Genomic DNA, 24,118 nt, shown 5'->3' with positions numbered 1-24,118 from the left:
TCACATCATTTCATTAAATAAAATCTTTAATATTTTCAATACTCTCGATTTTCCATCGGATAAATTATCTTGTGCACCGATGCAAGACGGGCAACCATATTCACATGGGCAAGATAAGACATGTTCAATCGTTAATTCTAAAATAGGTACGAGAAGATCATATACTTTCTCACTTAAACCGATTCCCCCAGGATAGCTGTCATAAATAAACAAAGTCGGTTTTTCATTGTGTACGGACTTTACTTGTGGAACAACTGTGACATCATTTCGATCGCATTGGATATACAACGGGATGAATGATCCGATGGCATACGCAGCCCCAGTTAATGCATCTGTCAGCATCTCCTCTGACCAATTTTCCGGCAAATCAAAGGAAATCCACGTAGCATTTGTATGCATCTCCATAGGTGGTATATGAATCTTTCCGGATCCAATATTATCTAATGTTGTCATATGAATCTTTTTGAAAATAGTAGGTATAGCGACTAAACTTACATCTCCGTAGCTAACCGTCACGCCCTGATACATAGCTGATTTATCTTCACTTAACACTTTTAGTTCCACAGCTAAATTGGCGTCTGTGTAGTAATTTACATCGACTTCACGAACATATGCCTTCTTCTCTTCCCAATCGAGTTTTTCCACTTGGTATTGAACTCCTTGATGAAGATAAATCGCTTCTTCATGCAATAACGTCATAGCAGAATACGTATCCATTTCACCAATTACTTTCGTGCCCGCTGGAATGGTTTGGTCAATAATGACGACATTTTCGCCAGCAGCTGAACGCAAGTTTACATCATGAGCTGGAAAACGGTCGCTCATCCAATAATAATGAGCATTTGTTTTCACTAGAACGCCCTCTTCTTGCAAATACTCTAACAACTCTTGAACTTCAAATTCTCCATAAGTTTCATTCGTCGAAAAAGGTAATTCAAATGAAGCACACTTTAAATGACTCATCAAAATCAAAATATTATCTGGATTAATAAGTGCTTCTTCCGGAGCGTTGCCCAGTAAATAGTCCGGGTGGTTGACGACATATTGGTCAAGAGCAGTAGAATTTGCTACATATATTACCAATGCGGAATCTTGTCTTCTCCCCGCTCTTCCAGCTTGTTGCCATGCACTGGCGATATTTCCTGGATATCCTGTCATAATACAGGCTTGTAACTGTCCGATATCGACACCTAATTCAAGGGCATTCGTACTTACAACAATTTGGATTGTGCCATCTCGCAAACCTTTTTCAATTTGACGCCGCTCTGAAGGTAAATATCCGCCCCGATAGCCTTGAATTGATTCATCTGCAATTTTATTTTTTGTTAGCTGTTTTAAATACGTAACGAGCCTTTCGACGCTCACACGGGATTTGGCAAAGACAATCGTTTGAATCCCAGCTTGATATAGTTTCGCTGCTAAATCTCTTGCTTCTAATATAGAACTTCTTCGAACACCAAATGTTGTATGTATAATTGGAGGATTATAGAAAATAAAAGTTTTCTTTCCTACCGGTGCACCTGATTGAGAAATTAATTCATGCTTCGTATTTGTTAATTTTTCAGCCAACTCTTTTGGGTTTTTGATCGTTGCTGATGTACAAATAAAAACAGGATTGCTGCCGTAAAAATGGCAAATTCGAAGCAATCTCCGAAGGACATGGGCTACATGACTGCCAAAAACACCTTTATATGTATGGAGTTCATCGATGACGATAAACTTTAAATTTTCAAAAAGCGAGACCCATTTCGTATGGTGGGGCAAAATGCCTGAATGTAACATATCGGGATTCGTCATTACAATGTGGCCAGCTTTTCTTACTTTTTGCCGAATATTTGGTGCTGTATCACCATCATAAGTATAGCTGTATATTTCCTCATCCATGGCGTCAATCAAGTGATTTAAATCTGTCTTTTGATCTTGTGCCAACGCTTTTGTCGGAAATAAATAAATCGCTCTTGATGAAGGGTCTTCTAAAATCTTTTGTAATACGGGCAAATGATAACAGAGAGACTTTCCGGAAGCGGTTGGCGTAATTGCAGTAAAAGATTTTCCTGCAAGAGCTAAATCAAATGCTTGGCGTTGATGCGTATATAATTTTTTTATTCCTCGCTCTTGTAGCGCTTTTTTTATAGAAGGATGAAGATGTTCGGGAAAATCTGCGTACTGCCCTTCTCTACCTTCCATTGTCACGATATGAGCAATATTTTGTTTTATTTCCTCATCTTCTTGCCATTCCCTAACTAACTCATCAATCGTTCTTTTTTTCTTCACCGTTCTTCTCCTCCAAATACCTTAACAATGTTGAAAGTGTATATTGTACCGAATGCACCGATTGAAGGAATCTTTTTTTGCTCGTTTCTTTATAAAAGGATTGTACGACGAACTGATCCATCGATTCTACGACATTGTAAATTTGTTGTATATGCACATATTTTGGCTTAGTTTCTTCAATCCATTGAATGGCCAGTTCTTTCCAGTCTATGAGGTATTGGTGTACATCATCCGAATGCGGTTTAACTTCTTCAAAAAATAGAGGTGTTGCGTCAAGTTCTCTCATTTCAAAAAAACGTTTTCTTGACGCATCACACTCATCCAATAACCATTTCGTCAGTTCTAGCAGTTTCATAGAGATTACCCTCTTATTCTTAGTGTATCAAAATCTATTCTAATTCACTAGCAATAGGGGAACAAGCATTCTTTACATGAACATTCTTTTCTGCTAAGCTTACTTTTTGATGAGTGGAAACAATTTGTCCGAAAAAGTAGTCATTAATCATAGCTCGTTCATTTTCTAGTTTGGCGGTCATCATTTCATCTAAACAATCCAATTGAGATATAAGCAATTGAAATTTATTCATACGAATCCCTCCTTATATTTGTTAATTCAATATATATAGGAGAAAACCTTTCATCTAGCCAAAACTAGACATCGTTAGCTAAAAGAACAATTTTTTCGATAAATTTTTATGTTAAACTTATTTCTAGATTTGGATATCATTTTCAAGAGGGTGATTTTAGGATGCTCAAATATCCGAACGGAAAACCATATAAGCCGAAAAGTACAACATCAAATGCGAATCCTATTCAAGAGAACAAAGATTTTTCTTTTGGAAATCGAGGAAAAACGCTTGAAGATGAAATCAATGAGACAAATGCGTACTATTTAAGTAGACAAATTGCAATCATTCATAAGAAACCTGTTCCCATCCAAATCGTCAGAGTAGAGTATCCAAAAAGGAGTGCGGCAGTCATTCGAGAAGCATATTTTCGTACTCCATCTACTACAGATTATAATGGGGTGTGGAACGGCTACTACATTGATTTTGAAGCAAAAGAAACGGAAAGTAAAACTTCTTTCCCTTTAAAAAATGTACACGAACATCAAATCACCCACATGAAAAATGTAACCAGTCAACAAGGAATAGCATTTACCATTGTGCGTTTTTCTAAACTGGATCGATACTTTTTACTACCTTTTTCCGTTTTATATGATGCGTGGTGCAACATGAAAATCGGAGGACGAAAATCGATACCAATCGATACATTTGAGGAGGAAAGCTATGAAATCATTCCAGGTTATAATCCTAGAATCGATTATTTAAATGCTATAAAAAAACTCATTTCCAATGGAGAATGATAGACATGAAGCGAGGAGATAGAATTGAGTGAAAATAGACGCTCTCGAACAGAAATACGAAAAATACGAGAATCTCAACAAAAAAATCATAAAAAACCTATAAAAAAATGGTTGAAATGGGGAATCATCTCCATTTTTACTCTCTTTTTCGCCGGTTTAGTTTTTGGAGCGGGATTGTTCTTTTATTACGCAAGTTCAGCGCCTGAGTTGAATGAAGAATTATTGAAAGATCCGATTTCTGCAGAGTTTTACGACATGAATGGAGAACTCTTTGCAACAATCGGTGTTGAGAACCGAAAATATGTTGAATATGACGAGATTCCACAAGAAATGGTTGATGCGATTCTTGCAACAGAAGACGTAAGATTTTTTGATCATTTTGGAATTGACTTATTCCGTCTAGGTGGTGCGGTAATCGCGAACTTTACCGGCGGATTTGGTTCACAAGGAGCAAGTACGATTACTCAACAAGTAGTGAAAAACTCTTTTTTAAGCCATGAAAAAACATTAAAACGTAAGGCGCAAGAAGCATGGTTATCGATTCAATTAGAACGCATGTATGACAAAGAAGAAATATTTGAAATGTATTTCAATAAAGTTTTGATTTCAGGGAACATTTATGGATTTGCTACAGGAGCTGAATACTTCTTCGGCAAAGAATTAAATGAATTAGAGCTAGATGAAATTGCCTTATTAGCCGGTATGCCACAAAGTCCAAACAATTACAATCCGTTTAAAAATCCTGATAGAGCGGAGAAACGCCGCAATATCGTATTAAGTTTAATGGTTCAACACGGAAAAATTACGGAAGCCGAGGCTGAGGAAGCAAAGAAAATTGATGTGGCTTCACGCTTATTACCGGAAGAACAAAGAAAAGGCGTTGCCGGCACAAAATACGATGCCTTTTTAGACATTGTATTAAATGAAATTGAAGATCGGGATCCAAGTCTATTATCTGAAGGTATAAAAGTTTATACAACGTTGGATCCAAAAGCACAAACTACCGTTGAAAATATCATGAATAACGCAAGCAATTTCCCGACAGAAACGATTCAATCCGGGGTGGCAGTTGTTGATACAACATCTGGTGCACTGCGAGCAATTGGCGGTGGACGCAATTATGGTGCAGATAGAGGCTATAACTACGCTGACGACGCAAAAAGACCTCCTGGTTCAACAATGAAACCGCTAATCGCATATGGTCCTGCCATTGAATATTTCAAATGGTCTACCGGAAAAACCATTGTGGATGAACCGCATACGTATTCCAATGGTAAACAATTCGGAAACTGGGACGGAAAATATTTTGGCCCAATTACTATTAGGGAAGCGTTATATGCTTCTCGAAATATTCCAGCAGTAAAAATATTGCAAGAAGTTGGGCTCAACCAAGCAAAAGAATTCATTTCAAAATTGGGTATTGAAAGCGATGAAATTGTAGAAGCAGATGCTATTGGTGGCGGTAAAATTGAATTATCGCCTATCGAAATCGCTGCGGCATATGCAGCTTTCGGTAATAACGGTGTTTATAACAAACCATATGCCATTAAAGAAATTGTTTTCCGAGATGGCTCTAAAATCTCGTACAAACCTGATCCGGTATTGGCGATGAATGACTATACAGCTTATATGGTTACAGATATGCTTCGTGATGTAGTAAGTTCAAAAAGAAACGCGACAGGTACAGCAGCAAGAGTTTCAGGATTAGATATCGCCGGGAAAACTGGTACAACAAACTATGGTGCCGATGAATTTAGAAAATATAACCTACCAAGTACAGCAGTGCCAGATTCATGGTTTGTCGGATATTCAACGAATTATTCCATAGCTATTTGGAGTGGATACGAAAAACGTTCTGAGCCTATAACAACTTGGGATGAACGACGCCTTCCACAAGTATTGTTTAGTAAAATCATGGGGGAAATTTCTCAAGGAAAAGAGACGAAACGATTTGCAAAACCAAATTCAGTCGTTGAAGTAACAATTGAAGTTGGTACAGAACCGTTAAAACTCGCAAGTAAAAATACACCTAGTGAACTTCGAAGAACAGAGCTGTTTGTACGTGGAACAGAACCAAAAGAAGTTTCTGATGCATATGAAGAAGTGGATATAGGAGCACCGTTTAATTTACAAGCAGTTAACCAAGTATTTGGAGTAGTTGATTTAACATGGGACTACACAATTCCGGAAGACTATGAAGGTTCGGATGTTCAATATGAAGTATCCATGCAATCCGATGATGGCAAATCATCCGTCGTCACAATTACAGCGGATAAACATGCTTCCATAACAGGTATTGAAGCCGGCAAAACATATACTTTCACCGTTGTTGCAATTATTGGAGAAAACCGAAGCACACCAGCATCTGTATCCATTACTATTGATGGCGGAATAACAGAACCGGATGTTGAATTACCTGATGATACCGAGGAACCTTCAACTGACCATCCACCAAATCATAACGGAAGCAACGGTAACCAAGGAAATCCAAATGGTAATAATGGTAATAACGGTAATAATGGAAACAATAATGGAAACAACAATGGTAATCCAAATAATGGAAACAACAATGGTAATCCAAATAATGGAAACAATGACGATTTTGATGATTGGTTCTCACCAGGAGGAGAAGGCAATGTCGTAAATCCCCCTAATGGACCAACACCACCTGGGGAAGCTTCAAAAGACGACTAAAATTCAATAATCATTCATTTATCAAAGTGACAGGATTAATCCTGTCACTTTTCTTTTCTATTTCATCCAATAAAGAAAGGATTCGTTGATTCTGTTCTACTATCTTGTCAACCTTTTTCTTTATTTGAACAATCAAATGAAAGAAAAGGTATTCAACTATACAAAAAGCATAAAAATTTGCACTTTCTATATCATCAACTTCTTTTGGAATAATCCGCTAATATTTCTCCACAAAAAAGTGGCACAAACGATTACACTCGCCTATGCCACTATTGTTCCATTCATTATTTCTGTACCCTTAACCGCGCATATCGTTTCTTCAATTCTTTAAATAACTCATCTAACTGGACAAAACATGCGTACTGTCCGGGTCTTCCTTTGATGAATTGAAAACGCTCCATCCCATTCAATGGCATTGCCTCATATTCTTCAGAGAGCAAGAACTGTTGAACTTGCGATTCTGAAGTTTTGACAATCAACTCCTCAAACAAACTAATGCCTTGCTCCATTAAACTCTGAGCTTTTTTTCCATTGCGTTCGTCATGCGCATCAAAAATTTCTTTTGATAACTTTTCCCAAGCTTCAAAATAAAGCTCGATTTGTTCCTTTTGTATAGCATCTTTCCTTACCCGTATCATTGTTTAACCAACCCTTTTTTCAACCGTTTTTGCCCTTCGCGACATAAGTCAAGCAATGGACATTGATGGCACTGAGGGTTTTGTGCCTTGCAATGGTAACGGCCAAAGAAAATTAATTGATGATGGGTTTTGGACCATCTTTCTTTGGGTGTTTTTTTCATTAGCGTTTCTTCTACTTCTAACACGCTGTCCTTCCATCGACAAAGCCCAAGTCGTTTTGTTACTCTTTCCACATGGGTATCTACCGCGAAAGCCGGAATTCCAAAAGCCACTGACATCACAACATTCGCTGTCTTTCTTCCAACTCCAGGTAATGAAGTTAACTCTTCTCTCGTTTTTGGAACTTCTCCATTAAATTCTTTTATAAGTTTTTCACACAACTTTTGAATATTTTTTGCTTTATTGCGATAAAGCCCAATGGAACGAATATCTTGCTGCAACTCTTCCAATGGTACCGATAAATAATCTTCTGGTGTTTTATATTTTTGAAACAATTTTTTTGTCACTTTATTGACAAGTTGATCAGTACATTGGGCAGATAGAAGAGTTGCGATTGTCAGTTCAAATGCATTGCTGTGTACAAGCTCACAGTGAGCATCTGGGAACATTTCGTCGATTACTTCTAAACAATGCTCCCACTGTTTTTTTGTCAACATTCTATCTCCCCTATTCTCTTTCATCTAACCAATTGTAAAATGGTACTTTTTTTCGATTTTCTGTTGTACTTTGATTCGGAGGGACGGAAGGTGAATTATGTTTTGCAAATTGCTCCCGCTGCTTTTCAATTTGCTGGATTGTTCGAATATTTTTCTTTTTCCATTCAAATAAAATACGGTCAATGTAACGGAAAGACAATTTTCCAGCTAGCACTGCTTCCTTCAAAGCTTCTCGTATAATTTTTGGAGGGTGATGATCCTGATCTAACCATAAAGAAATGGTTTCAATCTCAATCGGTGATAGTAAACGACCAAATTCCTGTTCAAAAAGGGAGAATAATTCCCCTTCCTCTTTTTTCTTTTGGAATTCTTCTTGCTTCATGGATTGTGCTTCCATTAAATCTAAGATTCTATCCCATAGAGGGAAAATTGAATATTTCTCATAAATTTTGCCGCTTGAGTCGATTCCTTGAGTGATTTCGATAAAGCCTTTTTGAAGCAATCGTTGTAACTTCGCAGTAATTTCATTTTCCGTAAAATGCATTCTGTCCGCTAATGCACTTGGGGGAGGAAAATCAATGTTGTCGGAATGGAATGCAATAAGTTGGAGTAATAGCAATGCTTCATCATCAGAAATCCCCAATCTTTTGTAATATCGAAAAAATAGTTCTGGGATGCTTACATTTTTTTGCTCTATCCAGTTACGGAGTCGATGATTTTGTTCCTTCATATGCTTGACTCCTTTCATTATGAAGTAAGCGTCCGTAATATACGGACGCTACGTATTGCGAAACTGCTTATTCTTGCCATTTATCTTTAACAAATCGATCGATTCGTTCAATGGCTTCTTCAATTAAGTTTAAAGATGTTGCGTAACTGATTCGAATTGTCGTTGGCGCTCCAAAACCAGAACCTGGGATTACCGCTACGTTTGCTTCCGTTAGCAACGCACTTGCAAATTCATCTACTGAAGCAAATCCAGTTTTTTGAGCTGCCTCGCTGACATCTGGCAATAAATAAAAGGCACCTTGAGGTTTCACTACTTTGAAACCAGGAATTGCACTTAATTTTGGATAAATAGTTTCTAATCGATACTCAAAGGCTTTTCTCATTTCTTCTACAGAGTCTTGTGGTCCATTGTAAGCTTCAATTGCTGCATATTGAGATGCAGTTGTTGGATTGGAAGTTGAATGAGATGCCAAATCTGTCATCGCATTAATAATATCTGCATTACCTGCAGCATAACCGATTCTCCATCCCGTCATTGAATGGGATTTTGAAACACCATTAATAACAATCGTTTGAGCTTTCACTTCTTCGGAAATTTGTGCGATAGAGAAATGCTCCGCTCCATTGTATAATAGTTTTTCGTAAATTTCATCTGATACAATCAGAATATTATTTTCTAATGCTATTTTCGCAATGGCTTCCAATTCTTCACGAGTATAAACCATTCCCGTAGGATTGCTTGGTGAATTGATAATAACCGCTTTTGTTTTATCCGTAATAGCATTTTTTAGCTGTTCAGCAGTAATTTTGTAGTTTTGTTCACTTGTTGCTTCAATATAAACTGGTACTCCACCAGCCAGTTTTACTTGCTCAGGATATGAAACCCAATATGGAATTGGAATAATCACTTCATCGCCTTCATTTAAAATCACTTGGAATAATGTGTAAAGAACATGCTTCGCTCCAACACCAACAATGATTTCATTAGGTTTATATTCCAATTGATTATCTCGTTTAAATTTCTCAATAATCGCTTGTTTTAAAGCAGGAAGACCTCCAGAAGGCGTATACTTTGTATACCCTTGTTGCATTGAATCAATGGCTGCATCCATGATGTTTTGTGGAGTGTTAAAATCTGGTTCACCAGCTCCAAGACCAATCACGTCAATGCCTTGCGCTTTCATTTCTTTTGCTTTTGCTGTAATTGCTAAAGTTGTAGATGGTGTTAAAGTTTTTACACGATTGGCTAATAATTCTTTCATTTGTAATCTTCTCCCCTATAAGTTCAAAATGCGTTTCCACCATTGTCCATCTTCAAACAAAATGTAGACGTAATTGAGTTTATCCGATTTGTTGATATAAGCGATTTCCCAAACAGCGCCTGGTTCCTCATAGCCTAATTTTGTATGAAGCACTTGTTTAACATTTTGTTCTTCTAAAAATGATTTAGCCTCATCTTCTGTTATACCGTCTTTTAAGCTAACGATTTGTATCGATTTATCATCTAATGTAATCGGTACAAAAACAGCCTTTTCCTCACCCTTTTCATCGACTCCGAAAACGGTGACATACGGTTTATTTCCATTGTAAACATAAGCATCAGTGGCCGTTTTGATGGAATTAGATGAAATTGCTAACTCCACAGCCTGCTTCTCTATTTTTACAAATGGACTTGACGCTTTCCAGAAGACTAAAACAGATATTCCAATAGTTAATATTAACATAAAACTTGTGATAAAAATAATCCAATTTTTCATTTAAACACCTTATATTTTATGGAATAATTTTTTCTTTTTTTCAATTGTTGTCTACCTGCTTTCCTTCCTCACCTTTGTTATTATACCAATGTTGTAAGTCTTTCACCATATGTTGTAGAGGGAGTTTTTCAATTTTAATGTTAGGAAGTGCTTTTATAAATTCTTTACCATACGATTTCGTTTCAATACGTCGATCCAGTACAATGAACACTCCTTTATCTTTTGACGAGCGAATGAGTCTCCCGAATCCTTGCTTGAATCGTAATATTGCCTCAGGTAAAGATAAATCTATAAAAGCGTTTTGCCCTTTTTCTGTTAACATCGTTGCTTTTGCTTTAAACGTTGGCTCATCAGGGGAAGAAAAAGGTAGCCTTACTATGATGACAGCACTCAAATCTTCTCCAGGTACATCGACCCCTTCCCAAAAACTGTTCGTACCAAACAATACAGATCGATGGAATTTTTGGAATGATTTTAATAACCTCATTCGGCTACCGCTTGTAACACCTTGTGCAAATAACAAATAGTCATTTAATAATTCTGCTTCTTGAATAAGCTCAACCGTTCTTTTTAGCATATCTTGCGAAGTAAATAAAACAAAACATCGACCTTCAATCGTTTGAATAATTTGAGTTACAGCCGCTGCAACCGATTCAATATAATCCGACTGCGATACTCCTTGAATATCTGGCATATCGGATACGATATAACCTTTCGCTCCACCGTAATAGTTTTGGGGAGCTTCCAATTTAAGAATCGGGACATTGTCGGCGATTCCTAATTGTTTTGCTATAAATCGCTCATTATTCGGAATGGTCAAAGTGCCCGACGTCCATATAACACCTGCGTTTTTCCTTAAATTATTAAACAATACATCGACTGTTTCTGTTATTTCAATCGGCTTCTTGTATATGCGAAGGCTGCCTGGGATATGCCGTTTATCTATTTCAACCCAAACGGCAAATTGATTGCTTTTTACAAAAAATAGTTCATCCCATTCAGCTAATTTGATTTTTAATTCTCGAATCCAATAATCCCAACGTTCTAACAGCAGCTTATTTTTCTTTGGGAGTTCTTCAACATCTTGACGAACTTGGTTTGAAACATATTCCGCTAAATCAATCCATTTTTGCAAAGTTCTCGAAACATCTTTCAACAATGGCATATTTAATGATAAATCTTTTAAAAATGCCGTCTGTTTATAATCTAATAAAGGTGGTTTTTGATTTTGTATTGAAATTGCGAGTGTTTGCATTGCGCTTTCAATACGTTCCAAAGTAGTTGCAAAAGACTTTTCTAATTGGAAAAATAGTTGTTCAGAGACTCTTCCTGTTTGTATTGCTGCTTTTCGAAAAGCTTGGAATAGACCTGAATCAGAAGAAATTCCAATCTGACCAAAAAGATATTTCCATTGAGCATAAGAAAACATAATTTGATCACGTTGAATTGCTGCTTGTACAAATTGGTGCGCTTCGTCAATTACCCATCCGTCAATCGATTGGAAAATCGGCTCAATACGCACTAAATCAGCTAGCAACATTGCATGGTTCGTTACAATAATATCTGACTCTAAGCTTTCCTTAATGGCTTTTTCAAAAAAATCAAAAGAATTTTGGTGATTGCGATTTTTTTTGCGAATTTTTTCAACGAATAATTGCCCTCCGCCGGATAGATTCAATTCGCTTAAATCACCAGTATTCGTTTTTGATAGCCATACGATAATTTGCAAAATCGTCAACGTTTCATCGTAGGAATGTCCATCTTGTTGAATGAGCTGTTCAAATAACTCTAAATCGATGTAATTTTTCATTCCTTTTAGTAGAGATACATTTACCTTTATTCCTAAAACCTTTTCAATTTTAGGAATCTCTTTATATAAGATTTGTTCAAGTAAATATGACGTATAAGTACTAATGCATATTTTCTTTCCTCGTTGCTTTGCATAGATAATTGAAGGTAACAAATATCCAAGCGTTTTCCCAATCCCTGTGGATGCTTCAATCATAATTTCTTTTTTCGCTTGATAAGTTTCCCAAATGGCATCCATCATTTGAAATTGCTCTTGGCGTTTTTCAAATTTGGGAAAGTGTTTTGAAAGAAGCTCAACTTTTTCTTCAGTAGAATTTGGGTAACTTCCCTTCAAATCTTTTTCAGCACTTTTTATCGCCTTTTTCTTTAATGCGAATTGTTGATAATAGATATAATCCGATTCGTTCTCGATCGTTTTCCGTTTTACTTGTAATGCTTGGAATAATAAATGGGAAATATTCGATTTTAATTTAAATGACTGTTTATGCAATTGTTCAATAGTTGGAATGGGAAGTGATAACATTTCTTCCCAACATTTCTTGAATAATAAAGCCGTTGCCATCGCATCATCATCCGCTCGATGTGCATTATTGAGAGGAATATTTAATTCGCTGGCAAGATCCGCTAATTTATAGCCTAATGCCATAGGAAACAGTATTTTAGATAGTTCAACAGTGTCAATTTTCTTCCCTTTCCATCTCGGCAATCCCGCACGTTCAAATTCCGATTGCAAAAAAGATAAATCAAAGTCGGCATTATGAGCTACAAAAACTGCATCCTGCAATATTTCATATATTTCTTCTGCATATGATTCGAATGGTAATGCGTCCTTGACGTCTTGGTCTGAAATATTTGTTAGATCTTGTATAAATAAAGGAATCGTTCTTCCTGGATGGATAAAGGTAGTGAAAGTTTTTTCCACTTCCCAATTTTTCATAATGACCATCGCAATTTGAATCATTCGATCTCCTTCTTTAGGAGAATGACCGGTCGTTTCTAAATCGACAATGACATATTTTTGAATTTCCATTTGAATCTCAACTCACATTTACATATGTTTATAATTTATAAGCGAATTTTATCATAACATAAGAATGCATGGTCTTGTTTTACAACATTCATCGAAATTCATATTTTACGAATGCTTATCGTTAATTTGGCTAATTCGCTTCGGATTTTGAGTATTTTCGAATAAAAATATATCTTATTTTGATGGCACTCATTTGCCACATAAAAAAAGCGAAAAGGATATGGAACCTTTTCACTAAGTTAATGTTTTTAAATATGGATTCCTTTCCAAAATACAGTTCTTGCTGCATCTCCAATAAGCTCGCTTTTTGTAGGATGCGGGAAAATGATTTTAGCTAAATCTTCCGCTGTTCCACCAGCCACTTTTACTGCAAGCATGGAATTAAGAATTTCCGTCGCACCATCTCCTACAACGCATGCTCCTAAAATGCTATTGTCCTTTTTGCTTGAAATAAATTTAATGAATCCATCTGCATTTCCTTCCATCAATGCTTTCGGATTTGTTTTAAATGGTAATTTTGTAACAATGACTTCGTCTGCACTTACTTCATTTTCCAATGCCCCAAATGTCGCGATTTCAGGAGTTGAATAGACGCAACGTGGAATGGTAGATAAATCAATCGGTTCTGGTTTATTTCCTAAAATTGCTTCAATGGCATGAATCCCTTCTGCGCTCGCTGCATGTGCCAATTGATGACCTCCGATGATATCGCCAATTGCATATACATGTGGCATACTTGTTTCATAATATTCGTTAACTTTAATGTAACGGCCGTCCATTTCTAATCCAAGTGCTTCTGCAATTTCTACATTTGGTCTTCTACCTGTTGCAAATAATAAATTTTCATATGTATAAACCCCTCTTGAAGTCACAATTTCATTTCCACGAATTTCTTCAAATTCAAAATCGAGTACAAGTTCCACTCCTAACTCATGCAACTTTTTCCGTATAATTGGTCGTGCATCGGGTTCTTCTGTCTGCAAAATGTCACGGCTATGATTTAAAATCGTTACTTTTGTGCCCATTGGTGCTAAGCTAAAAGCCATCTCAATTGAAATCACGCCACCACCAATGATTGTGAGTTGCTTTGGCAGCTCTTTCATATTGAAAATCGTATCAGTTGTGTAATATGTTGCTGTCTCTAACCCTTTAAACGGAGGTACAAATGGTTTACTTCCTGTCGCTAAAATAATGTCTTTCGCCTCAAACTCTTCTCCGTTTACTTTAACAACTAAATCTTTTGTAACTTCAGCTTTTCCGGAGTAATAAGTAATCGTATTATTACCAATATAGCGATGAATATCTTCTAGTAATTGCTGAATCAAGTCTTCTTTCCGTTGCATTAATTTTGGAAAATCGATTTCAATGTTATCAGTCGAAATTCCCCACTGCTCTCCTAGCTTCATTTTTTGAATGAGTTTCGAATGTTCAATCATGATTTTGGACGGAATGCACCCAAGATTAAAACATGCTCCTCCCACTTTACCTTTTTCTACTAAAGCTACGTTTAATCCGCTTCGAGCCGCATAAATTGCTGCAACATAGCCTCCTGCACCTGCTCCAATAATGGCAACGTCGTATTTCTTCATTTTCATCACCTCTTTAACAAAAATATCACCTAAAAAATTGTAAATCAATGTAAATGAAGGAATTTTTCTTATGCAAAACAGCAATTTTGGAATAGTTGCAATTTCATTATGTTATTTGCCATTTTCAGAAAAATATTCTTCATTTATTTAAAAATAAAAAAGAGCAAATAGGATATGTCGTTCCAATTTGCTCTCTTTTCTACAAGATTACAGTACAGTAGCTTCAGGTTCGTAGTGGATAATTTCTTTAATTTTATTTCCTTCATCCATAATTGCCACAGTAGGCTTATGTTCCGAAAGTTTTTCTTGCTCTACATAAGCATATGAAATAATAATTACAATATCCCCTTTTTGAACGAGGCGAGCAGCAGCTCCATTCACACAAATAACGCCGCTACCTCGTTTACCTGGAATAATGTATGTTTCAAAACGAGCACCGTTATTGTTATTTACCACTTGCACTTTTTCGTTTGGAAGCATGCCTACTGCATCTAAAATATCGGCATCGATTGTAATAGAACCGACATAATTTAAATCGGCTTCTGTTACTTGTGCACGATGAATTTTTGCGTTCATCATTTCTCTAAACATTCTCTGTATCCCCTTTATTCGTAAACATAATATTGTCTATTAGTCTAGTTTTTCCAATAAATACTGCTGCTGCAAGTAAATATTGCTTTGTGCTGTCATCTATTGGTTTTAAATCTGGATAAGCTAACAATTCAATATAATCGATACGCCCTGTTGTTGTGTTCTTTAAGATATAGTCTTTTGCAACGCCAATAGCTTTTTCTGCATCTTTGGAAGATAAAAATTCCTCTTTCGCAAGCTGCAGTCCTCGATAAATTGCCGGAGCTTCCTTGCGCTCATTTTCAGACAAATACACATTTCGAGAAGATTTCGCAAGTCCGTCTTCTTCTCGAACAATTGGCACTGTGCGAATTTCTAATGGGAAATTAAAATCTCTAACAAGAGTAGAAATAATGGCAGCTTGTTGTGCATCCTTTTGGCCGAAATAAGCTCTTGTCGGTTCTGCTAAATGGAATAACTTTGTAACTACTTGCAACACACCATCAAAGTGCCCTGGCCTTGATGCACCACAAAGAATCGTTGCTTGTCTGCCTGCATGAATTCGAATACCGCCATCAGTTGGATACATTTCATCAACTGATGGAGCAAACACAACATCTACTCCTACCGATTCGGCAATTTTTTGATCTCGTTCTAAATCCCTTGGATAAGATTCATAGTCTTCATTCGGTCCGAATTGAGTAGGATTCACAAAAATACTCATGATGATAAAATCGTTTTCTTCTCTTGCCGCTTTCGCCAACGCCATATGACCTTCATGAAGATAGCCCATCGTTGGTACAAGACCGATTGTTTTTCCTTCTGCTTTTGCCTTTCTTACAATCTCTTTTAGTTCGGCTATTGTTGTGACGACTTCCATCGGTTTATTTGCCTCCATAAATTGAAAATAATTCTTCATCTTTCATGTTGAAGCAATGTTCAGGAGCTGGGAACGAGCCATCTTTTACACTCTTTGTATACCCTTCAATCCCCTTCTGAATGTGTTCCCCAACATTTGCAAATTCCTTCGCAAATTTCGGAATATGGTGATTTCCATATCTTAATAAGTCATGGAATACTAGTACTTGTCCATCTGCTTCAGGACCAGCACCAATGCCGATTGTTGGAATAACTAGTTTATTGGATACAATTTCTGTTAATTGATGAGGAATACATTCCAATACTAGAGCCATGGCTCCTGCTTCTTGGCAACGAAGGGCATCTTCAATTAAGTTTTTAGCTTGTTCTGCCGTCTTCCCTTGGACTTTATATCCGCCTAGAACCCCAACCGATTGAGGTGTCAAACCTAAATGAGCTACAACAGGAATTCCAGCTTGAACTAATTTTTTTATCACATATAACACTTCACCGGCACCTTCTAATTTCAGTGCATCTGCTCCTGTTTCCTGCATCATGCGAACTGCTGTTTTTAACGCTTCATTCGGATCACCATGGTAGGATCCGAAAGGCATGTCCACCACTAAAAATGTGTCTTTAGCTCCTCGACGAACCGCCTTTGCATGATGAATCATATCTTCCACAGTTACTTGCACTGTAGAATCGTAGCCTAAAACAACCATCCCTAACGAGTCGCCGACAAGAATCATATCGACTTCTGCTTCTTCTGCATATTTTGCAGCAGGATAGTCGTAAGCAGTAACCATAACGATTTTCTCACGATTCTGCTTCATCTTTAAAAAATCGCTCGTTGTTTTCATATTGTTTCCTCCTTATTAAATTCGGAGGAAGAAAACAAAAAAATATCCTTCTTCCAAAAATGGACAGAAGGATAGTATTTGTTCGGATGTTTCGAACTTGTTTTCTTCCGTCCCTGTCTTACTAGATCAAGGCAGATTCCATTTATCAAGTTGCGTACAGGTACAGTTCGTTACGATACTGCCCATCGAACTACACAACTTTATTAAAAAGATACAGAAAAAAGCCTAGTTTGTAAAGCGTTGAATGAAATATAAGACAGGGCGTTTGAAATAGCTATTGATTTTGAATCTCAATATCTGCAGAATAAACTTTCTTTATTTGACCGTTATCCAATAATATTTCCAGTACGCCTTCATCAGTAATTCCGATTGCTTTTCCTTCAATAACTTCCCTAATCGTTGATGCTCTAATTCGTTTTCCAATTGTACAAGAATGCTCTACCCACAATTGCTTAATGGACTTAAAACCATTTTCGATATACTCATCTGTATATCGTTCTAAATATGATAGAATCTCCGCAACAAGTTGTGCACGGTCCACTTTTTGCTTTTCCTCTATGGCAACTGATGTTGCAATCTCTTTCAGTTCATCTGGAAAATCAGTCTGTTCATGATTGGCGTTGATGCCAATTCCAATTAACAAACCGTCCACCCGATCCATTTCTGCTAGCATTTCCGTTAATATCCCAACGCATTTTTTTCCATTAATTAAAATATCATTTGGCCATTTAATTTCTGGTGTAAAGTTAGTATATAAAGATTTCATTGCCATTACGATGCTAACCGCAGCGATTAATGTAAATTGAGGCGCTTGGTGAGGGAGAAGATCTGGACGAACAATAACTGTCATCCAAATCCCTTTCCCTTTTGCAGAATACCATGTTCTTTGCATTCTTCCTTTTCCACCAGTTTGTTCTTCAGCAATGATGATCGTGCCGTCTTTCGCACCATCTCTTGCCAACTGGTGAGCCAGCCTTTGTGTCGAATCTATTTCTTCAAAATAATGAATCGTGTGGCCAAAGCGTTTCGTTTTTAAATAGGATGAAATTTTAGCAGCATCTACACGATCAGGTACAGCAATTAATTTATACCCTTTTTTCTTAATCGTAATAAATTCATATCCCTCTTCTTGCAGATTTTGTAAATGTTTCCAAATTGCTGTACGAGAAATTCCTAAATCATCTGCCAATTGTTGCCCCGAAATTGGCTCATCTTTTGCTTCTAAAAAACGTTTAATGATTTTGTCTTTCATCGATAAATTCATTGTGGAACCATTCCTTTAAGTGTTCTTCATCATTTTTTACTCTGCCTGATAATACTGCATATAACGCTTTGTTTAATGCTTCTTTCAACCAAGGTCCGCCCTTTAAACCTGACCATTCCATTAAGAGGTTGCCATTCAGTGCAAATTGTTCCATTGATTGAATTGGTAAATGTTCTTTCACCTTCGCAATATGCTCTTTTTCAAATGGAACATTTTTTCCTTGCCATGTTGCAAAATCATAAGCTGTTTCTAAAATTATTAGATCATTTGAAAAATAATCATATTCATCCCAACGTTTTAAGAGACTGTCATACGCTTGAATCACTTTTTTCGTAAAGTTTTTTTCTTTATTGGATAATTTATAAAAATCATTAATATTCTCTATATCATTACGGTTTAGCAAACAGAGGTATGCCCATCCAACTTCCTCTTGCTTTGTGTGAAATTCCTTCCAAGCCTCTAAATTCTCTCTAAAGTTGCCAGGTAAGTAAAGGGCTAAATCACTGTCGACTAGAGCTTTAACACCGAAATATACATAATCTGCTACCCACATTTTTGAGAATTCCATATGAATTCGTTCACGGGCAATAAATTCAATTAAATCACAATCTTTTTGGATGGCTTTCATCGTTGATTCATCAATATCAAAACCTAATTGTGCAGCAAAACGCACTGCTCGAAGCATTCGAAGAGCATCTTCTCGAAATCGGGAATTGGCATCTCCAACTGCTCGAATTATACGATTCTCAATATCTTCTTTCCCACCAAATAGGTCGATAATGGTACCATCCTTTGTATAAGCCATGGCATTAATCGTAAAATCACGCCGTTCTAAATCTTTTGGCAAATCTCGTACAAATGTGACTTCTTCCGGTCGGCGAAAATCTGTATAGGTTCCGTCTGTACGATAAGTTGTTACTTCAATAGGTTTCCCTTCGTCTAAAACAACCACCGTGCCATGCTCAATTCCTACATCAACTGTATTGGAAAATATTTTTTTAATTTCCATCGGTAGTGCACTTGTTGCCACATCGACATCATGTATTTCTCGTTGCAGCAAATGGTCGCGTACTGCACCGCCAACAATGACGGCTTCAAATCCAGCTTTTTCAATTTTATCAATGACGCGCAATGCGACATCCCAATCTTTTACCTGTTTCATACTTTTAATGCCGCCAATCGATAATATAATTCTTCGTATTGATCGATAATAGGTTCTTCGTGGAATTTTGTTTGAACCGTTTGTATTGCGTTTAGTTTAAATTCCTCATGTTTATTTTCATCTGTTAACAATTCAATCGCATATGCAGCCGCTTGTTGCACATCACCTAACTCAACAACATAGCCGTTGACACCATGCTCAATTACTTCCGGTATTCCTCCAACGTTCGTTCCAATACCCGGAACACCGCATGCCATTGCTTCCAATAGCACTAAACCAAACGATTCTTTTTCAGACAATAATAATTTTAAATCGCTAATAGAAAATAATTCTTCCACATTTTCTTGTTTTCCTAAAAATAAAATATCGTCTTTATATGGAGATTCTTTCACCTGAACCATCACTCGGTGTTTTTCAGGGCCATCTCCAACGAGCAGTAATTTTGCTGGAAGCTGTTTTCGAATTTCGATGAATGTTTCAACAATGTCTGGCAAGTTTTTAATCTTTCTGAAGTTTGAACAGTGAATGATGACCTTTTCATCATCACGAATACCATATTGCTGTTTTAACAGAGTAGCTTTTTCTATTGGTTTAAATACGGATTCATCCACAAAATTATATATCGTTTCGATTTCTTTATTCGTACCAATAATATCATAGGTTTGTTGTTTTAATGCGTTGGATACTGCTGTGACTATGTCGGATTTTTCAATTCCATATCTGATGGCTTGGGAGAGTGTGGAATCTTGGCCTAATACAGAAATATCTGTTCCGTGTAACGTTGTGACAATTCCAATATTTTCTCCACACATATCGCGGGCAAGGACTGCACACACTGCATGCGGTATCGCATAATGAACATGCAATACATCTAATTTTTCATCTAAAATGACATCGGCCATTTTACTTGCCAAAGCGATATCATACGGAGGATATTGAAAAACGGAATAATTATTTACTTCTACTTCGTGGAAAAAGACATTCGGGTAAATTTTCTTTAACCGAAAAGGAACACTAGAAGTGATAAAATGGATTTCATGACCACGCTCAGCAAGTTTTTTACCAAGCTCTGTCGCTAACACTCCTGAGCCACCCACAGTAGGGTAACATGTAATACCTATCTTTAATTTTCTCACCGACACACGTCCTTTCAATTTATGCGTATTCATTATATTCACTAATTTATACCAACATAACGAAAAGACTAAACTGTTAAACTGAACAATGGCATTCAAATAAGGGAAATCAACAGTAAAGCCACTGTTTAATTAAATTTTCTTTCTTGAATGAGTCTCCAATCAACGAAACCTTTTTGTAGCCCTTTTAATAAGATTTCTGCCGTTCCCATATTCGTTGCAAGCGGAACGTGATAAACATCACATAAACGCACGAGGGCTGTAACGTCTGGTTCATGAGGTTGCGCAGTTAACGGATCGCGGAAGAAAAATACCATATCCATATCGTTGTTTGCAATCATCGCTCCAATTTGTTGATCGCCCCCTAATGGACCTGATCGGAAACACGTAACCTCTAATCCAACTTCTTCAATGATGCGGCGACCTGTTGTTCCTGTAGCATATAATTCATGTTGCTGTAATATTTCTTTATATGCAATGGCAAACTCGACAAGACTATCTTTTTTACGATCATGGGCAATTAATGCAATTTTCATATTCACTCATTCCAATCTTCCCGATTTATAAAATATTTTCCATTCCATAAACTAATTTGTCTAGTTCCATGACTTTTTCGACACAATACACAATGCCATCCATAAAGGATTCTCGGTTAAAGGAATCATGACGAATGGTTAATAATTGACCTTTTCCGCCAAAAATTACCTCTTGGTGAGCGACTAATCCAGGAAGGCGAACAGAGTGAATACGCATCCCTTCAAAATCTGCTCCTCTTGCACCTTTCATCGTTTCCTCTTCTAATGGATGTCCTTGTTTTTGCGCTTCTCTAACTTCTGCAATCATTTGAGCGGTTTTCTTTGCTGTACCAGAAGGAGCATCTAATTTGCGATCATGATGTAATTCGATAATTTCAACGTTAGGCAAATATTTTGCCGCTTCTTTTGCAAACTTCATCATTAACACAGCACCAATGGCAAAATTCGGTGCAATAATACAACCCGTTTTTTGTTCTTCGGCAAGCTGAATTAATTCCTCTAGTTGTTCGTCTGTAAATCCTGTAGTTCCAACAACTGGACGAACGTTATGTAAAAGAGATACCTTTACATGGTCATACACTGCTTGAGGACTTGTTAAATCAATTAATACATCAGGTTTTGTTTCTTCAATTAATTGTTTTAAATTCAAATAAATCGGTACATCTAAATCGGGTGGGAACATTTCAAGTTCCGCAAGACTTTCTCCAACATGTTTGTAATCAAGAGCTGCTACTAACTCCATTCCTTCTTGATTGACAACAGTGTTGACAGCTTCCTTCCCCATTTTCCCTCTGCAACCTGCGATTGCTACTCTTATTGTCATTGGCATTCGTCCTTTCATATCATCAATGTTTATTTCTTCTTATAAGGTTTCAAATGGTACTTCTATTCCCCTACTTGCTAATGTCTTTACTCCTATTTTACTCGAATGTTTGCATCTAACAAAAAATTAAGTCGAATATTGTTATTATTAAAAGTTTATTATATTATCATATCACTCTTTCTTAACAATCGTAATGAAAAGGGATTTCGTTGTCAAAAGTAGAAAAATAAAACATAATTAAAATGCAGTCTTGCCATAACGCCCTTTCTTCATAAGGAGGTAATAGATTGAAGGATATTAAAATCCAACAAATTATTGGAATTATTATAGGAACTGCCATTTTCAGTTTCGGTTTCGTCCATTTTAATATGTTAAATGGGCTGGGAGAAGGCGGATTTAGTGGAATTACTTTAATTCTATTTTTTACACTTAATTGGGATCCGGCAATTATGAACATCCTTTTAAATATTCCAATGTTTATTTTAGGTTGGAAATTGCTTGGACGTAAAGAGTTTTTCTACTCGGTTCTCGGCATCATAAGCGTTTCTGTATTTTTAAGAATTTTTCAAACCTATCAATTTCCGCTAGATTTGCACAACGATTTACTACTGGCGTCTTTATTTGCAGGAGTATTTGTAGGTGTCGGTTTAGGTATCATTTTTCGTTGTGGTGGGACTACTGGTGGCGTTGATATCATTGCCCGCCTTGCCAATAAATATATTGGTTGGAGCATGGGAAAAACAATGTTTCTATTCGACTCTTTAGTACTAGTTGCCTCTTGGTTAACTTTCTTAAGTTCCATCACAATGATGTATACGCTTGTGGCTGTATTTGTGGGAGCTAGAGTGATTGATATCGTTCAAGAAGGGGCATATTCTGCTAAAGGGGCATTCATTATTTCCAATAAACCAGATGAAATTGCAAAATCCGTAACTGAAAAAATGAATCGTGGAATCACAGTTTTTCATGCTTACGGATACTATACAAAGCAGTCAAGAGATGTGTTGTACTGCATCGTCAGTCGAAATGAAATCGTTCAACTAAAATCCATTATCCGTAAACTCGATCCAAATGCTTTCGTGTCGATTGTTGATGTAAAAGATGTAACAGGAGAAGGCTTCCGAATTGAAGAATAATAAAATGCTTTAGCCCTTTACTTGATTCCATTACATTCAGCTCGTACATTCAAAGGCTGTCTAGGTAAATCTGCTCCATAAGACAGCCTCAAAAAATGTCAAGTATATTAATGATCTTCTTCGAATTCGATTGAAATGCTCTCCTCTGTTGAATCTGATTCTTTAATATCTGAAATTCTAAAACCATCATACGTTTCTTCATCTTCATTATCTAAATAGCTTAAAGATAATTTAATGGAATATATTGCAAGACATAGAATAATAATGAAACCAAGAAACCCGAACAAAAACAGTTTCGAATAACTAATCTTCATCTTTCCCCTCCTGTTCAAGCCGATTTGCTATATCTTATTAATGAAAGGGAGGGCTTATTAATTTATTCATGGAAAATTTGAATTTTTTCTTACATATTTATTTGTTCAAGTTAAATGGAATCTTTGTCACCCCTATATTCCAACTAATTATTCTTCTAAAAAGCAAAAAGGCGAATTGGCATTTGACCAACTCGCTCTTTACAGTTCATTAATCTTCATTAGAACTCATATTTGTAAATATTAAAATTAAACGCAATAGCTCTAGTACAGCCACTGCAGCTGCTGCAACATAAGTTAATGCTGCTGCACTTAATACTTTTCTTGCGCCACGTTCTTCATCATTGTTAATAATTCCTAATTGAATGACTTCATTCATAGCGCGTTTCGACGCATCAAATTCCACTGGTAATGTTACAAGTTGGAACAATACGCCGGCACCAAGTAAAATAATACCTAATAAAAGCATATTGGCACTGTACGAAATAATACCGATTAGTACAAAAATCCAAGATAAACTAGATGAGAAGTTTGCAACTGGTACAAGTTTTGAACGTAAAGTTAAAAAAGAGTATGCTTCTTTATGTTGAACAGCGTGTCCGCATTCGTGGGCAGCTACTGCAATTGCAGCCAATGAATCATTATGATAGTTATCTTCAGATAATGCCACAGTTTTTGTCATCGGGTTATAGTGATCGGATAAAACACCTTGTGTTGGAACGACGCGAACATCATAAAGTCCATGACTATCTAAAATCATTCGCGCTACTTGAGCACCTGTTAAGCCTTTTGACGCATGTACACTTGAAAAACGTTTATAAGTGTTTCGAACTTTAAATTGTGCATAAATTGGTAATAATAAAATGATTAGAAAGTATAGAATATACATCCTGTTGACTTTAGTCCCCTTTCCTACTGTT

Annotated in this window: 23 protein-coding genes; 3 read left to right on the top strand and 20 right to left on the bottom strand. The window is 36.6% G+C overall.

The window, feature by feature from the left end; translation table 11 throughout:
• From UtA1_RS09545 to UtA1_RS09535, 3 genes are read right to left on the bottom strand one after another with little or no spacing between them, the layout of a single operon-like run.
• Entirely contained in the window at positions 1–2,274 is a 2,274-nt protein-coding gene (locus UtA1_RS09545; RefSeq protein WP_096550844.1) for a DEAD/DEAH box helicase, read from the bottom strand.
• Positions 2,252–2,629 carry a YppE family protein gene (locus UtA1_RS09540; protein ID WP_096550843.1) on the bottom strand — a complete coding sequence of 126 codons (378 nt, stop codon included), beginning with the start codon at positions 2,627–2,629 and terminating at the stop codon, positions 2,252–2,254. Before UtA1_RS09540 ends, UtA1_RS09545 begins: the two co-directional genes overlap by 23 nt.
• Before the next feature lie 34 nt (positions 2,630–2,663).
• Entirely contained in the window at positions 2,664–2,861 is a 198-nt protein-coding gene (locus tag UtA1_RS09535) for an endonuclease (RefSeq protein ID WP_096550842.1), read from the bottom strand.
• Positions 2,862–3,022: 161 nt separating this feature from the next.
• Between UtA1_RS09535 and recU the strand changes: the two genes are divergently transcribed.
• On the top strand, positions 3,023–3,640 hold the full coding sequence (recU, locus tag UtA1_RS09530) for a Holliday junction resolvase RecU (protein WP_096550841.1): 618 nt from the start codon (positions 3,023–3,025) through the stop codon (positions 3,638–3,640).
• A 24-nt stretch (positions 3,641–3,664) separates the two neighbouring features.
• The gene (locus tag UtA1_RS09525; RefSeq protein WP_096550840.1) at positions 3,665–6,334 is read left to right on the top strand and encodes a penicillin-binding protein 1A; all 2,670 of its coding nucleotides are present in this window, start codon (positions 3,665–3,667) and stop codon (positions 6,332–6,334) included.
• Between the two features lie 284 nt (positions 6,335–6,618).
• Here the strand turns inward: UtA1_RS09525 and UtA1_RS09520 are convergent, their stop codons facing one another.
• From UtA1_RS09520 to dapB, 15 genes are all read right to left on the bottom strand, one after another.
• Complete coding sequence (locus tag UtA1_RS09520) at positions 6,619–6,972, bottom strand: YpoC family protein (RefSeq protein WP_096550839.1); 354 nt, start codon at positions 6,970–6,972, stop codon at positions 6,619–6,621.
• Positions 6,969–7,628 carry an endonuclease III gene (gene nth / locus UtA1_RS09515; protein ID WP_096550838.1) on the bottom strand — a complete coding sequence of 220 codons (660 nt, stop codon included), beginning with the start codon at positions 7,626–7,628 and terminating at the stop codon, positions 6,969–6,971. Before nth ends, UtA1_RS09520 begins: the two co-directional genes overlap by 4 nt.
• 10 nt (positions 7,629–7,638) lie before the next feature.
• On the bottom strand, positions 7,639–8,358 hold the full coding sequence (locus UtA1_RS09510; protein ID WP_096550837.1) for a DnaD domain-containing protein: 720 nt from the start codon (positions 8,356–8,358) through the stop codon (positions 7,639–7,641).
• Between the two features lie 67 nt (positions 8,359–8,425).
• Positions 8,426–9,619 carry a pyridoxal phosphate-dependent aminotransferase gene (locus UtA1_RS09505; RefSeq protein ID WP_096550836.1) on the bottom strand — a complete coding sequence of 398 codons (1,194 nt, stop codon included), beginning with the start codon at positions 9,617–9,619 and terminating at the stop codon, positions 8,426–8,428.
• 15 nt (positions 9,620–9,634) lie between these two features.
• Positions 9,635–10,114, bottom strand: coding sequence for a cell wall elongation regulator TseB-like domain-containing protein (locus UtA1_RS09500; protein WP_096550835.1), 480 nt, complete (start codon positions 10,112–10,114; stop codon positions 9,635–9,637).
• A gap of 40 nt (positions 10,115–10,154) precedes the next feature.
• Positions 10,155–12,953 carry an ATP-dependent DNA helicase DinG gene (dinG, locus tag UtA1_RS09495; RefSeq protein ID WP_096550834.1) on the bottom strand — a complete coding sequence of 933 codons (2,799 nt, stop codon included), beginning with the start codon at positions 12,951–12,953 and terminating at the stop codon, positions 10,155–10,157.
• 248 nt (positions 12,954–13,201) lie between these two features.
• Positions 13,202–14,542, bottom strand: coding sequence for a dihydrolipoyl dehydrogenase (gene lpdA / locus UtA1_RS09490; protein WP_096550833.1), 1,341 nt, complete (start codon positions 14,540–14,542; stop codon positions 13,202–13,204).
• Between the two features lie 207 nt (positions 14,543–14,749).
• Positions 14,750–15,133, bottom strand: coding sequence for an aspartate 1-decarboxylase (panD, locus tag UtA1_RS09485; protein ID WP_016836986.1), 384 nt, complete (start codon positions 15,131–15,133; stop codon positions 14,750–14,752).
• A complete protein-coding gene (panC, locus tag UtA1_RS09480) occupies positions 15,126–15,992 on the bottom strand; it encodes a pantoate--beta-alanine ligase (RefSeq protein ID WP_016836985.1) in 867 nt (288 codons plus the stop codon). Before panC ends, panD begins: the two co-directional genes overlap by 8 nt.
• Before the next feature lie 4 nt (positions 15,993–15,996).
• The gene (panB, locus tag UtA1_RS09475) at positions 15,997–16,830 is read right to left on the bottom strand and encodes a 3-methyl-2-oxobutanoate hydroxymethyltransferase (RefSeq protein WP_016836984.1); all 834 of its coding nucleotides are present in this window, start codon (positions 16,828–16,830) and stop codon (positions 15,997–15,999) included.
• A 274-nt stretch (positions 16,831–17,104) separates the two neighbouring features.
• On the bottom strand, positions 17,105–18,094 hold the full coding sequence (locus tag UtA1_RS09470; protein ID WP_096550832.1) for a biotin--[acetyl-CoA-carboxylase] ligase: 990 nt from the start codon (positions 18,092–18,094) through the stop codon (positions 17,105–17,107).
• On the bottom strand, positions 18,063–19,256 hold the full coding sequence (locus UtA1_RS09465; RefSeq protein ID WP_096550831.1) for a CCA tRNA nucleotidyltransferase: 1,194 nt from the start codon (positions 19,254–19,256) through the stop codon (positions 18,063–18,065). Before UtA1_RS09465 ends, UtA1_RS09470 begins: the two co-directional genes overlap by 32 nt.
• Positions 19,253–20,392, bottom strand: a complete 1,140-nt coding sequence (gene bshA / locus UtA1_RS09460) for an N-acetyl-alpha-D-glucosaminyl L-malate synthase BshA (protein ID WP_096550830.1) — start codon at positions 20,390–20,392, stop codon at positions 19,253–19,255. Before bshA ends, UtA1_RS09465 begins: the two co-directional genes overlap by 4 nt.
• Before the next feature lie 128 nt (positions 20,393–20,520).
• Positions 20,521–20,928, bottom strand: coding sequence for a methylglyoxal synthase (locus UtA1_RS09455; RefSeq protein ID WP_026018954.1), 408 nt, complete (start codon positions 20,926–20,928; stop codon positions 20,521–20,523).
• Positions 20,929–20,953: 25 nt separating this feature from the next.
• Positions 20,954–21,751, bottom strand: coding sequence for a 4-hydroxy-tetrahydrodipicolinate reductase (gene dapB / locus UtA1_RS09450; protein WP_096550829.1), 798 nt, complete (start codon positions 21,749–21,751; stop codon positions 20,954–20,956).
• Between the two features lie 287 nt (positions 21,752–22,038).
• On the opposite strand from dapB, the gene UtA1_RS09445 reads away from it, so the two are divergent.
• Complete coding sequence (locus UtA1_RS09445; RefSeq protein ID WP_096550828.1) at positions 22,039–22,887, top strand: YitT family protein; 849 nt, start codon at positions 22,039–22,041, stop codon at positions 22,885–22,887.
• Between the two features lie 107 nt (positions 22,888–22,994).
• Here the strand turns inward: UtA1_RS09445 and UtA1_RS09440 are convergent, their stop codons facing one another.
• Positions 22,995–23,201, bottom strand: a complete 207-nt coding sequence (locus UtA1_RS09440; RefSeq protein ID WP_096550827.1) for a hypothetical protein — start codon at positions 23,199–23,201, stop codon at positions 22,995–22,997.
• A gap of 208 nt (positions 23,202–23,409) precedes the next feature.
• Entirely contained in the window at positions 23,410–24,087 is a 678-nt protein-coding gene (locus UtA1_RS09435; protein ID WP_016836975.1) for a zinc metallopeptidase, read from the bottom strand.
• Between the last annotated feature and the right edge of the window lie 31 nt (positions 24,088–24,118).

It is taken from the genome of Ureibacillus thermosphaericus (genome assembly GCF_002370195.2).
GTDB lineage: Bacteria > Bacillota > Bacilli > Bacillales_A > Planococcaceae > Ureibacillus > Ureibacillus thermosphaericus.
Note: the sequence above shows the minus strand (reverse complement) of the source record. Positions and strands in the feature narration are given on the sequence as shown.

Excerpts from the sequence above, each read along its gene's own strand:
- UtA1_RS09540 (WP_096550843.1), bottom strand. The coding sequence starts at position 2,629 with ATGAAACTGCTAGAACTGACGAAATGGTTATTGGATGAGTGTGATGCG.
- UtA1_RS09535 (WP_096550842.1), bottom strand. The coding sequence starts at position 2,861 with ATGAATAAATTTCAATTGCTTATATCTCAATTGGATTGTTTAGATGAA.
- recU (WP_096550841.1), top strand. The coding sequence starts at position 3,023 with ATGCTCAAATATCCGAACGGAAAACCATATAAGCCGAAAAGTACAACA.
- UtA1_RS09520 (WP_096550839.1), bottom strand. The coding sequence starts at position 6,972 with ATGATACGGGTAAGGAAAGATGCTATACAAAAGGAACAAATCGAGCTT.
- nth (WP_096550838.1), bottom strand. The coding sequence starts at position 7,628 with ATGTTGACAAAAAAACAGTGGGAGCATTGTTTAGAAGTAATCGACGAA.
- UtA1_RS09510 (WP_096550837.1), bottom strand. The coding sequence starts at position 8,358 with ATGAAGGAACAAAATCATCGACTCCGTAACTGGATAGAGCAAAAAAAT.
- UtA1_RS09505 (WP_096550836.1), bottom strand. The coding sequence starts at position 9,619 with ATGAAAGAATTATTAGCCAATCGTGTAAAAACTTTAACACCATCTACA.
- UtA1_RS09500 (WP_096550835.1), bottom strand. The coding sequence starts at position 10,114 with ATGAAAAATTGGATTATTTTTATCACAAGTTTTATGTTAATATTAACT.
- dinG (WP_096550834.1), bottom strand. The coding sequence starts at position 12,953 with ATGGAAATTCAAAAATATGTCATTGTCGATTTAGAAACGACCGGTCAT.
- lpdA (WP_096550833.1), bottom strand. The coding sequence starts at position 14,542 with ATGAAGAAATACGACGTTGCCATTATTGGAGCAGGTGCAGGAGGCTAT.
- panD (WP_016836986.1), bottom strand. The coding sequence starts at position 15,133 with ATGTTTAGAGAAATGATGAACGCAAAAATTCATCGTGCACAAGTAACA.
- panC (WP_016836985.1), bottom strand. The coding sequence starts at position 15,992 with ATGGAAGTCGTCACAACAATAGCCGAACTAAAAGAGATTGTAAGAAAG.
- panB (WP_016836984.1), bottom strand. The coding sequence starts at position 16,830 with ATGAAAACAACGAGCGATTTTTTAAAGATGAAGCAGAATCGTGAGAAA.
- UtA1_RS09470 (WP_096550832.1), bottom strand. The coding sequence starts at position 18,094 with ATGAATTTATCGATGAAAGACAAAATCATTAAACGTTTTTTAGAAGCA.
- UtA1_RS09465 (WP_096550831.1), bottom strand. The coding sequence starts at position 19,256 with ATGAAACAGGTAAAAGATTGGGATGTCGCATTGCGCGTCATTGATAAA.
- UtA1_RS09455 (WP_026018954.1), bottom strand. The coding sequence starts at position 20,928 with ATGAAAATTGCATTAATTGCCCATGATCGTAAAAAAGATAGTCTTGTC.
- dapB (WP_096550829.1), bottom strand. The coding sequence starts at position 21,751 with ATGACAATAAGAGTAGCAATCGCAGGTTGCAGAGGGAAAATGGGGAAG.
- UtA1_RS09440 (WP_096550827.1), bottom strand. The coding sequence starts at position 23,201 with ATGAAGATTAGTTATTCGAAACTGTTTTTGTTCGGGTTTCTTGGTTTC.
- UtA1_RS09435 (WP_016836975.1), bottom strand. The coding sequence starts at position 24,087 with ATGTATATTCTATACTTTCTAATCATTTTATTATTACCAATTTATGCA.